This is a genomic window from Flavobacterium pisciphilum (genome assembly GCF_020905345.1).
In the GTDB taxonomy this organism is placed as follows: Bacteria; Bacteroidota; Bacteroidia; order Flavobacteriales; family Flavobacteriaceae; genus Flavobacterium; species Flavobacterium pisciphilum.
The window spans coordinates 4,724,356-4,736,441 of record NZ_JAJJMO010000001.1 but is presented as its reverse complement, the minus strand read 5'-3'; the positions used below and the strand labels follow the sequence as shown (position 1 = coordinate 4,736,441).

Annotated in this window: 10 protein-coding genes; all 10 read right to left on the bottom strand. The window is 31.7% G+C overall.

The features are described from left to right. Window position 1: 1 nt before the first annotated feature. The 10 genes from LNQ49_RS20090 to LNQ49_RS20045 all read right to left on the bottom strand — a co-directional run bounded on the left by LNQ49_RS20090 (window position 2) and on the right by LNQ49_RS20045 (window position 12,038). Window positions 2–298 carry a hypothetical protein gene (locus LNQ49_RS20090; RefSeq protein WP_229990795.1) on the bottom strand — a complete coding sequence of 99 codons (297 nt, stop codon included), beginning with the start codon at window positions 296–298 and terminating at the stop codon, window positions 2–4. A gap of 113 nt (window positions 299–411) precedes the next feature. Beyond that, the gene (locus LNQ49_RS20085; protein WP_229990794.1) at window positions 412–1,002 is read right to left on the bottom strand and encodes a hypothetical protein; all 591 of its coding nucleotides are present in this window, start codon (window positions 1,000–1,002) and stop codon (window positions 412–414) included. A gap of 7 nt (window positions 1,003–1,009) precedes the next feature. Continuing rightward, window positions 1,010–1,522, bottom strand: coding sequence for an RHS repeat-associated core domain-containing protein (locus tag LNQ49_RS20080; protein WP_229990793.1), 513 nt, complete (start codon window positions 1,520–1,522; stop codon window positions 1,010–1,012). Between the two features lie 381 nt (window positions 1,523–1,903). After that, the gene (locus tag LNQ49_RS20075) at window positions 1,904–2,377 is read right to left on the bottom strand and encodes a hypothetical protein (RefSeq protein ID WP_229990792.1); all 474 of its coding nucleotides are present in this window, start codon (window positions 2,375–2,377) and stop codon (window positions 1,904–1,906) included. 220 nt (window positions 2,378–2,597) lie between these two features. Beyond that, entirely contained in the window at window positions 2,598–3,137 is a 540-nt protein-coding gene (locus tag LNQ49_RS20070) for a hypothetical protein (RefSeq protein ID WP_229990791.1), read from the bottom strand. 9 nt (window positions 3,138–3,146) lie between these two features. Then, window positions 3,147–7,373, bottom strand: a complete 4,227-nt coding sequence (locus tag LNQ49_RS20065; RefSeq protein WP_229990790.1) for a DUF6531 domain-containing protein — start codon at window positions 7,371–7,373, stop codon at window positions 3,147–3,149. 2 nt (window positions 7,374–7,375) lie between these two features. Then, on the bottom strand, window positions 7,376–8,725 hold the full coding sequence (locus LNQ49_RS20060; protein WP_229990789.1) for a hypothetical protein: 1,350 nt from the start codon (window positions 8,723–8,725) through the stop codon (window positions 7,376–7,378). Between the two features lie 8 nt (window positions 8,726–8,733). Continuing rightward, a complete protein-coding gene (locus LNQ49_RS20055) occupies window positions 8,734–10,503 on the bottom strand; it encodes a type VI secretion system Vgr family protein (RefSeq protein WP_229990788.1) in 1,770 nt (589 codons plus the stop codon). Between the two features lie 28 nt (window positions 10,504–10,531). Further along, the gene (locus LNQ49_RS20050) at window positions 10,532–11,188 is read right to left on the bottom strand and encodes a hypothetical protein (protein WP_229990787.1); all 657 of its coding nucleotides are present in this window, start codon (window positions 11,186–11,188) and stop codon (window positions 10,532–10,534) included. Further along, the gene (locus tag LNQ49_RS20045; protein ID WP_229990786.1) at window positions 11,175–12,038 is read right to left on the bottom strand and encodes a glucosaminidase domain-containing protein; all 864 of its coding nucleotides are present in this window, start codon (window positions 12,036–12,038) and stop codon (window positions 11,175–11,177) included. The genes LNQ49_RS20050 and LNQ49_RS20045 overlap by 14 nt, the downstream gene beginning before the upstream one ends. Between the last annotated feature and the right edge of the window lie 48 nt (window positions 12,039–12,086).

Sequence of the window (12,086 nt, the reverse complement as noted above, 5' to 3'; positions counted from 1 at the left end):
TTCAATCCCCTTTCAAATCTTTTAAGCCTCCATAGATATCGTAATCCGTTTCCCAAACTAACTGTCCAACCTCACTATAAACTTGTATTGGACGACCAATATAATCATTAATAATGCTATACTTAGCACCTTCAATAATCTTAGCACTTGGTACAAAAGAACCTTCTTGATACACCCAAGTAATCAGATTTTCAATTGGTTCATGTTTGTCATATACTAAGTCATCCTCAACAACAATTAATTTAGGTCGATCTTTTAAATCATATTTCCATTCGTGAATAAGAATGTTACTACTCAAAACAACAATGACAACTCGAAAGTTGTCATATATTCTTTAAATAGTATGTCTCAAAAATTAAAACTTTATGCTTTTTTACAAAAAAGGTATTTTAAACATTTCCAATGACTCTCTTAATATTTTGATAAATTAAATAAATACTTATCATCTTCTCTAGGGTCCATATAACCATTAAATTCTTCTACCTTTTTAAACTCAAATGAGTAACCAAAATTAGCTTCAGGATATTCAAGTGTTTCTTTTCTCTTATATCCTAATATATTTACTAGATATTTGCCGCTGTCTAAATTAAATTTAAAGGATTTAAATAAAGTAACTCCATCAAGTGTTTGATATGATATACTTGCATCTGTCGAATTTACAAATTGCTCAACATTTAAATTTAATAAACTTCCAAATGATCCAACCCAGAAAGTATTATTACTTATTTCAAGATTAAAATTTTCATATTTAAATTTTCTTTCCCATCCATTTGTGAAATAAATGTCACTTTCAGAATTAACAATATATTTCGTTGATTCAATAGGAACAATAGGAATCCAAATACCTTCTTGCAACGATTTTAGATATAATTCATGATTTTTTTGAAAAACGTCTAATATTTTTTTACTTTTTATTTTATTTTCTTTTAAGAAAGCTAGCAATTTATCTAATGACATTATGTATATGCCATAATCAGTTATAGTTAATTTTTTTTCTAACATAATAATATTATTTACAAGGTATTTTTTTGTCGTTATATAATTCTTTTAATTTATCCAATGCTTCACCAGGGGTCATATTTTCAAATAGAATATCATCTGTTCCAGGTATTTTCATATATCCCTTAGTATCAATATCCTTATAAGCTTTTGCTCCTTTTTCAAAGAAATCATCAGCCGTTCCAGTAAATTTAGAACCATGATAAGGCACACCTTCATCTATAAGATTTGTATGCATCTCTCCATGCAAAACAGCAGTATTTGCTCCATCATTGGGATACCAAGCAATGGAATTTTTTTGAGCTAATTCAGTAATTTCTAATTTATTTGCTACAGATCTAGGCATAAGATGATGTCCCATACCGCTTCCTAACAAATCTGAATACCACCCAAATTTATCAACTCGACCATTCGAATCCATTACATAGGCATATAAATCATTTCCTCCTAAAAGCCTAATAGGGTCTTGACTAATATACATTCCCGCATCAGGATTATAATACCTAAATCTGTTGTAATACAATCCTGTTTCTATATCCTCATATTGACCTAACTGTCTAAAAAGGAATAAAATCTCTATTGCCTTTTAAGTTACGTAAGCAACCATAAATATCATAATCTATTTCCCAAATTAACTCTCCAATCTCATTGTAAGCTTATACTGGACGACCTATATAATCATTAATAATACTATACTTAGTACCTTAGACTATCTTTGTGTACTATTTAACATTCACATTTTTCTATATTCCCTAAAATAGTTTGTATTGAAAACTATTTATTAAACTAATAAGCCTCGCTTTAAAGCAAGGCTTATTAGTTTTATTTTAATGACCATTCTTATCCAACACGTACATTATAAATAAAAACACTAGTCGATAACTCAAATACATTTACCCAACGCTTAGTTTATATCTTTTTTCGCATACTTAGAAAAAACATTATCATCTAATAATGAATTTAAGATTTTTATTTTGTCCGCTTGATCTACAATTTTTAGAATAGCAGAATATGCATTATGTCTTATATCAATATCTTCCTCTTGTGACAATATAATTTCATTAATGCAATTTTTAATTTCAATACTATAATTAATTAAATTTCTTGAAGCGATAAACACATAATTTCTTACATCATAATCATTCTCATTTTTTAACAAATTAACAACTATATTACATAGTTCCTCTACTACTATTTTAGGAATCTTTGCTATTTCTATAACTTTAAGAGCTTCTATTCTAGCTAAATCATATTCATTTTCATCTTGAATCACTTCTAAAATTAAATCCCATTTATCTTCATAATCATCAAAATTTAAACTATTTATTAATTCAACTTTATCATCATCTTTCGATTCATATATTTCTTTTATTTTCATAATTTTTAATTTTATTAAAAAAATTTCTTTTCCAATAATCTTGGAATGTAGTATAAAATTTGTCTCTTAATAAATTCAGATTCATTTGTTTGAATTTTGATGATTAAAAAAAACAAATCGAATGATATTATTTTCTTTTATGTTTAAAAGAATGAGATATTTGATTACAAAACTATATACAAATGCATTTGACACATTGCTTCTTTTTATATCCATCTTTTTACCTATAAATATTTTTTTCTTTAAAAGTATAATTTCTCACATTACTATTTAAATCATCTAAAAGCTTTATTTGTGAATTAATTTCATTTAAATAAATTTCATTTTCATTATCTTTTGAAATTAAAATTCCATCGATTTCAACATCGATTACATTTATAGGGTTTTCATATGCATTATAAATTAATTTAAAATGCTCTTTAAAATTTAATAAAATACTTTCTAATCCAACTATCATTTCTTGAATAGCTTTTTCTTCAATATCAAATTCATCTAAATCTTCAAATTCATCATTATCAAAATTAATAATGTTATTTACACTTTTGTCATTTAATATAATATCAAAGTTATTATTTATTTTATCATTATAATCCCATAATAATTTATAACTCTTTTCAATATCAGCATAAAAAGAATAATTTTTATTGTTTATTTTTTCAAACACATAATTTAAACACCATAAATCCCAAAACAAAAGACTGTCTTGATTCAATAATGATACTTTTTCTTTTACAATTAATATATATTCTTGATGTTTCATTTTAAACTATTAATTACACCCAAAATGGGTTTTACAATTACTACACATTTCATTTTTTTGTTTAGATGCCCAAGATATACCCCATTCTTTAATTGAAGCACCTTTAGGTATATTACGTTCAACAACCCTTTCAGCATGATTCGAAAGTTTAGTTAATGCTCCTTTATCACCATCTATAAATTCTTTAAATTTTTTACCACTAAAAATATTTTCTTCAGGAACACCTAATTCTATTAATTTAGTTCTTTGTGCGGGTGATAAACTTGCACCATTTCCAGAAGCATATAAAGTAGAAACTCCGTTAACATCAACTTTTGCCACAGAAACAGTACTATTATTAAATCCTCTTGGTGATTTACCCGGTTCTAACAATACATTATGAGCTTCTTGAGCAATCTTTGATAATTCTTCGCTAAAGATATAAGGATTTAGTCCAAATACATCAACCCAATTATTGCAATCATGAACATATGCATAAAGAGCACTACCTCCTAATAATCCAATTGGGTCTTGACTCAAATAGATTCCAGTTTCAGAATTATAATACCTAAATCTATTATAATAAAGCCCAGTTTCAATGTCTTCATATTGTCCTAATTGCCTAAAGGGAATAAATTCCCTATCCCCTTTCAAATCTTTTAGACTACCATAAATATCATAATCTGCCTCCCAAATTAATTCACCAGTTTGTGAATAAGCTTGTATAGGACGTCCAATGTAATCGTTAATAATACTATACTTTGCATCTCCAATTATTTTGGCACTTGGCACAAAGGAGCCTTCCTCATACACCCAAGTTATCAAATTTTCAACTGGTTCAGACTTGTCATAAACTAAGTCACCTTCAACAACTATCAGTTTTGGTCTATCTTTTAGATTGTATTTCCATTCGTGGATAAGAACGTTACCGTCCCAAAAATAACGTTTTATTTCTTTGTTTGCAATTTTTGCAGTACGTCTTCCCAGCGCATCATATTCAAAACTCACAACTTTACCGTTTGAGTTTTGCACGCTTTCTAACATTCCGTTAGCAAGCCAAGTATAAACGGTGTCACCTTGTTGCCACTGCTCATGCTCTTGCTGTAATCTGTTCTCTTCTATTTTGTTACCAGCTAGTTTATCTATCCAATTGGTTGGCTCTTCAAATTGTAGTGGTTCATTTATATTCCTAGAACTTTTGTGTATCAAATTTCCAAGTTCGTCGTATTTGTAATGGTATTTTTCATCCTGCAAAAGTTTTCCTCCTTTGCCATATTTACGATCATTACAGTCTTGAGTTTTGTATAAATTACCTACTGCATCAGGAGTTTTGTATAATTCTCCTTTGCCGTCATAATCTGCCTTAGCTAAGTTACCAAAATCATCATAATCAAAAAAGGTCATGCTATTGGTCATTTGATTCACCACACTACGCAATTGCTGATTCGTATCCCAATTGTAATAACGAGAACCAGTACGTTTTCCATTAGCAAATACCTCTTGCTCTTTTTGCTTGCCACTACTATTGTAGCTCGTTTTTATGTTTAGCCCTCCTGTAGCATATCGTTCTATTTCGCGTCCTAATTCATCTCGTTTTAAGGTCGTTTCCCAAGCTTGGTGTTGCTCTTTAAGTTCATTACTTTGCGCTTCAATACGCTGTAATAGTCCTTTACTATTGTAATGAGTATTTACATCTGCTCCTAAACTAGTACTTATGTTGGTACGTTGTCCTAAAGCATTATAAGTAGACGTTAGCGTAATCCCATTCTCATTGGAATCAAGCTGTTGTTTTTGAGTTTCTTTGGTGATGCGTCCGTTTGCATCACGCTCTAAGTAGATGCTTACATTTTGATTTGTAGCTTCTACTAATTGTCCGTTTTTGTTATAGGTATAGGTATCCCAAGTGCCATCGTGGTAATCAACTCTAGTTACACGTCCTAAAGCATCTTGCTCATATTCAGTATTTTTTCCGCCTCCATGATCTATTTTGGTTACTTCACCCGCAAGGTTTCGATTGTATTTTTTTACAAGTCCATCAAATGCTGTTTCGCGTATGATGTAACCTGCTTTGTTTCGTCCAAAATAATAACTTTCGTTATTTTCATTTTTTATACTAGTAAGATATTCCATCTTGTCGTAGTCAAAACTCACTTTTACACCGTTTTGCTCTCTTGTGGCAAGACTTCCCAGTGGGGTATAACTAAACTTGATATTATTTTTTCTGTCTTTTAAAGCTACTACTTCATCATAATTATTATAACTAAATTGTATAACATTACTATCTTTCTCTACAATTTGTTGCACTCTATCTAAGGCATCATAGCTAAAATAGTCCGCCATTTGCATTGGAGTGTATATCGCTTGTACACGCCCTCGATGGTTATACTCCCAAGATTTTAGCTTTTGGTCGTTTTCACGCCATTCAATAAGATTGTGCTGCTGGTCGTAAACTAATTGTAGCTTATTAGTGTTTTTGGCAACGCTTGCCAATAGTCCTTTTTTGTTGTAGGTAAAATGAGTACTCGTTTTATCAGGTGCAATGATAGTTTTTAGCTGATGCGCTTTGTCTTTGTAATACAAATAGATTGTTTTCTGTCCTTCAGGATCGATAGCTATCGACGGACGATTCTCATCATCGTACAACATCATTTCTTCTGTACCATCGGGATAGGTTGTACCTATTTCATTCCCCATATCATCGTAATTGTATCCCGTGATTCGCCCTTCTTGGTCGATTTCTCGGTACAATTCCATGAACTCAGTATAGTCATAAAAAATACTGTTCCCCATAGGGTCTTGCTCTTGGGTTACGAGTTGGTTTGGCTCATAATAATAAGTTGTTTCTGCTCCGTTGGCATCTGTTACCAGATTATAGCCTTCTGCTGTATGGTATTCTATCCAACCTTCTTGCCAACCACCGTCGCCCCAAGTATGAATACACTTGTCTTGTTTATCATATTCCCAATAAAAGGCTTGTCCATTACGATCCGTTTTCTTTACCATTAAATGGTTTTCATACTCAATACAAGTTGGTTTACCCAGCGCATCTATAATAGCTGTCATATTATTGTGCTGATCGTACTCATAAGCTACTAGTAATTCGTCTTGCTCTGGAGCTACAATTTCTAATTTTTGGATAAATCCGTCTTTAGTACTTACTTTTATTTCTCTACCAGATGCATCTGTAATTTTACTTAGGTGATAACCTGTAAATTCAAAATCAACAGCTAATCCATCGTGGTTGGCTATTTGGGTAAGTTGGTATTTTTTACCATTAAATAAAGTGAAATTATAAAATAGCTTGCTTTTATGATCGTAGGCTTGATACCCTTCTTGGATTCTTTTTAGGGTTGTTTTTTCTTGGCGCAAGTAAAACTCTTCATCGAGTAGTAAGGCTGGAAAAGCTACAACTCTTCCGTCATCCATACGCAGTCCTAAAGCTTCATCTTCTGGGTATAATTCTACTGCTCGGTCATATACACTATGCACACCGTGTCCAAGCCAACCTTTGTATTTTGAATCGGAGTACCAGGCTCGTTCCCAATTTAATGGTATAGGGCTGGCTATATCAAAGTCGCTACCTTCATATATTACAGCTCCATTGATAAGATTTATAGGTTCAAACCCTGCCTTACACAATAGTTTGCTGAGTTTGTTAGGTCCAATAGCTCCTTTAAGGAATTTATTGAATGCTTTTTTCCCCACTTTCATCAGCGTACTAAATCCGATACTGGCTGCTAATCCAGTTAACATTCCACCCCAATCTGGCGGATAAGGTCCTCCAACCATAACGGGTTTACCTGTGGGGATTGGCAATGAAAAAGAGGTTGGAGCAAATAATGTTGGAGCAAAAGGAATCATTTTTTTTCCTACTTTGGTTTTTCCTAGACTCATGGAAAGCGGAATCCCAATATCATTACAGGTCATCAACATATGTCCTTTGGGACTCATTCGGGTACTGTCGGAAAAAACGGTTTGTGAGGCGAAAAAATTCATGCTCTCATGACCGATAATCGGTGTCATAAGCCAAGGCGGTGTGAAAAGCGGAATATGAACTAGTGGGATTATAATCCCACTGGTATCAGAGTTCCCTCGTTTGAATCCATTTACGTGTACACTAGTCCCTAAATAGGGTACATAATCAAAGGGATCTATTACAATACCTATATAAGGGTGAAATGGGTTAAATGGAGGTAAAGTAGTAAAGTGGATATCGATACCCACCACAATGGTTAAATGATTATCGGTTAATAACATAATTAGTAGGTATTACTTAATTGGTATTCCTCTTGTATCTGTTTTGCAATTTGTCGCGGATTGTCGCGCCAGCTTTCTCCAAAAATGCTTATCATTCTGTCGTCAATAGCTTCTTTTTCTGAATAATCGATTTTGGGATCATTCTCTAAATAACTATTTGCAATAAAGGTGAAATTGATAATTTTGAGAGTTGTATCATCCAAAGCGTATCCATACTCAAAAGCATCATTTAAAATTTCAGTATATTGCCCATCTCTCTTTTTTGCAGCCAATAATAAAGCATAATTATAGCCATTAATAACTTGCATTTCTTGCTCAATTTCTTTAGCTACAGCTACTTGCTTTAAAAAATAATATATAGCAGAATCTATTTTTCCTGTAATACTATAATGGGAACCTTTGTATGCTAATAATTGCAATAAAATCCCAGCAATATCTTCTTTCTCCTTATAAAATGGAGTTGTTATTTTTATTCCTTTATCTAACAGTTCATGAATAAGCTCTTTTTCATCTTTAAATTGAAATAAAAAACTAGCATAAATAAGATAAGAAGAGGCCCAAAAACTAGTCTCCCCTGTACTCTTACTTATATCAATAAGTACCTTTCCTAGTTTTTTTACTTTCCCTTGTTTTTTAGCTTTTGCGGCTTCCCCAATTTCAAACAAGCATTTTCTATATCTCAGTTGTGGGTCGTTTGGATTACCTTGGGTAGCTATTTCTTTATACGCCTTATTAATATCTTGATTTGGAATTTCAATAATGATTCCTTTTTCCTTTACTGAGGTAATCATTTCTTTATACAATTGTCTTTCTTGGTAATCAATAAACAAGAATCCAATATCTGCTGGTAACAAAACCGAAAGCTCTTTTATACTTTCTTTTAATAAATCTGGATCACTAACTTTTTTAATTAAAAAACTAACAATTAAAAGATTATCTGTTTTAGCCTCAAATTTCTTAAAGCTTACCAGCATTTTTATATAAAAATCTTTAAGATTCGCTATACTAAGTTTCTCAATTTCTGGTAGTACTTCTCTAAAAGTGGTAAAATCTTCCCAATTCCAACTTGGATTTTTTTTCAAATCTTCTTCAAACGTTACGATCCATTGTTCAATAATGGTGGTGTAAAAAGCTTTCTTGTCATAAAAATCAAACCCAAAAGCAACGAATGAATCATCAGACTTACCGTATGCTGAAGACTCCAATCGAATAAAACCATCTACCAAAGGAAAATCATCCGTAAAACAAACCATACTAAATAGTCGTGCTTTTGGCTTATCAGTTCTAGTTTTATTCCATATTTTTTGAATATTTTCGACCCTTACAGCAATAGGATTGTGAGCGTTATTCATTTTTGGTTTTAGTTTAAATTTACAATTCCTCCCTTAACATTAGTCATTGTTTTTCCATCTATATCAACAACTTTTCCTTCTGCCAAAATGGTGTTTTTCCCTTTTATATTAATACTTGGTGCTTCATCAGTAATTTGAGTATCACTTTTAACCGTAACCTCATCAGTACCTGTAACCAATACTTTTTTGCTACTAACATTTACTTCATTTACACCATCTATATTTACTTTTTCATCAGCAATAAGATTTATTTCTTTAGATTGTAGATCTATCTTATTTGGCGCATAAAGTGTCATTGTACCATCTCCATTAAGTTTTATCATATTACCACTTGGATCTGTAGCCGTAAAAGTGTTTTTTTCTTCATCGAGAACAAGCGAAGTTCCTCCTCGGGTTGCAAAACTTCTTTGATTGTTGTCTTTTCCACCACCGCCACCGCTTTTTCCATGGAAGACACTACCTAGGATAAAAGGTCTGTTAGGATCGCCATAACGGAAATGTACCATAACATGATCTCCTACATCTGGAATAAATACCATTCCTCGGTTTGTACCTACTTTATCACTGCTACCTGCATCTGGAGTCATAACACGAAGCCATGCTGTCTTCATTGAAGTGCCTTGTTGCCAAAGCATTTGCACTCTTATTCTTCCTTTATTTTTCGGGTCAGTATTACTCTCTACAACAGCCTGCTGTGTTTGTGCTATTGGATATGCTACATCTGGTTCTGGCAAGCTAAGTACTTTAGAAGGTATGGCTCTAAAATTATTTTCATACTCCCCTAAATGGGTAGCATAATGTGTAATTTCAGTAATAATATAAGAACCGACTTCTTGTGTAATCATACTCGCATTTTCCAAAACACTAGATTGTATATTAACTATACTTCCTATTTTTAATTTTGAATTTTTTGTAGTCGCTGAAACAAAATTAGTATCAGCAGCAGCACTTTCCTGTTTCTTTTTTAAGAAGGATTCTAAAACCAAATCATCCCCTGTACTTACGATACCGTGAGTATAAGCTGGTGTTGCAAAGACTTCTTTTGAACTTGCAAATGCTTCATTACCTAATTTTGGTAAACCTCCTACTGTATCTTTAGATTTTGCAGTATAGCGCTTGTCAGCACTTTCATTATATGTAAAAGCACTAAACTTATTAGGCAATGCCTGAACTGATATTTTTAATTTCGAAATATCACTATTATAAGTTAATGATATAGGAGCATCAAAACTTTTAGGCTTCCCAAAAATTAATTTTTCTCCATCATAATACAACCATTCATTGTATTGTTTTGCCAATCGCTGAATGAACTGAAAATCTGTTTCGAGATACTGATTCTGATAATCCATTTTACTGTTATAATCAGGATTGATATCATTTTGCAGTTGCTCTCCTGCCCCATTTTTCACTACTTCTTTTACAATATCTTTTAAGCCCAGTTCTTCCCAAGAATATAACTTCTCTCCAGACTCTAATAATATAGTTTTAGAATAGCCTGATACTATAATGTGATTTCCTGAATGTCCCATTTCCTGATCAAAATCGATATTGGTAACAACTCCTAGAAAATTATTCTTTTCTTCAAGAATTATATGCACCACCTTACCTAACCATGCCTGGGCATTTTCAAGGGTATATGCCAAAGGGCTCTCTACTACAGCGTGTGGGACAAGAATTTCAAATCGATGGTGGTCATTTATCACTTGTACCAACTCAATACTGGTAAAGTGGCTTATTTTTTTAGAATCTATTCCAAAAATTATTGTTGGTGGTGTCATAATTTTTTTTTTGTATTAGTAGCTAGTCTTAAGGAATGTTATTATTATTTGTATTTAAAAATTTAAAAAATGCTTCATTACTTTCAAGCATTTCAGGCGTTAAATCTAATTCTTTACTTCCCTGATGGGTTATTAAATCTTTACCTATTTTATAGTAATGTACAGTGGTTTTTCCTTCATAATTCAAGCTATTAGTGCTTACAATTATGTTCGATTTTTCATTAAAATAAAAAGAGTTAATAGCTGTTGTAATTAGATCTGATTTCTCTTTAAATTGATAACTAATTTCTTTTTTATTTATTAAATCAATTGCAATTAAATTTATCCTATTATTTACCTCATTTAATGGCAATAAAAGAATATGACTGTCTGTGATATAACAATCTTTAGACTTATCATTTACAATTAAACCATTTACTGGAAATGCTTTTTCAAATCGATTTAGATAACCTATTTTTATAATGTTTTTTTTATTCTGAGTCACATAAATACTATCATTATAATACTTGATGGTATATAAAATGCCTTCTTTATCTTTAACTTCTAGGCTGTCAACTTCAAATTTTTCTTGCTCATTTTTGGCTGTATGTTTCGAAACAGGATTCTCACTGTTTTTTAAATTGCACCCAAGAAGTACAAAAGCAATTAAAACTATTTTTAGTTTAAAAAAATTAGTTAATTTCATTTGAAATAGAATTAAATTTTTCGTTACGGCTAATAAGTAATCTTTTCTCCTCCTCTAGTTTTATTTTCACAGGATCTGTGAATAAAAGAGAGTTGTTTGTTAATAGGGTATTTATTTCCTTTAATCTTTCCTTGTTAACATCTAGTTGATAAACTAAACTATCCTTGAAACGCTTTTTTACACTACCTATCTGTTTCAATAAATGTTCACCATAATGGTTATTACCAGCACTGTCCATATCGGCATTATAAGTATATTTACCTCCATGCCTTTCTTTAGCTGTTGGATAATATTTCCCTGTATTAAAAGCCTTGTCAATATCATCTGCAGTAATAGTATCATTCTTTATTATGGTAGAAAAGTAGCTCCAGTTTTTATTTATTTTATTAAAATAATCTGTCAAAGCTGCTTGGTAACCTCCCAGAGTTGAATAGTCTTTAACTGTACCGTGACTAGTACTCCTTTTGGATGGTTTTCCCATTACTCCAAATAAATTATAATCATCATTTTTTATTGCAGAAGCTCCATATCCACTTTCTAAACTTGCCTGTGCTAACACTAACAATGCTCCCTTAGAAGACGCACCCTTTGCTTTAGCAAAATCATAAATATCGATAGCAATTGTTGTCAAAAACAAATGATGAACAGGTTTTTCTTTTTTAGGTCCTGAATTCAAATTTTTAGCCTTCACATCTTCTGCTACACGATGACCTTGTGTACTTCTTCTCTGCATCATTGCGCCTAGCTTATCGGTATTTTCCCATTGACCAGTTTGCCGATTGTATTGAGGGGCCTTAACTCCTAATGAGCTAGCATTTTTATGTTTTCCGGAGGATGAGGATTTAGCCATGACATAATTTATTAGTTTGATATAGTTTCGTACTTCTAGAAAAGAATA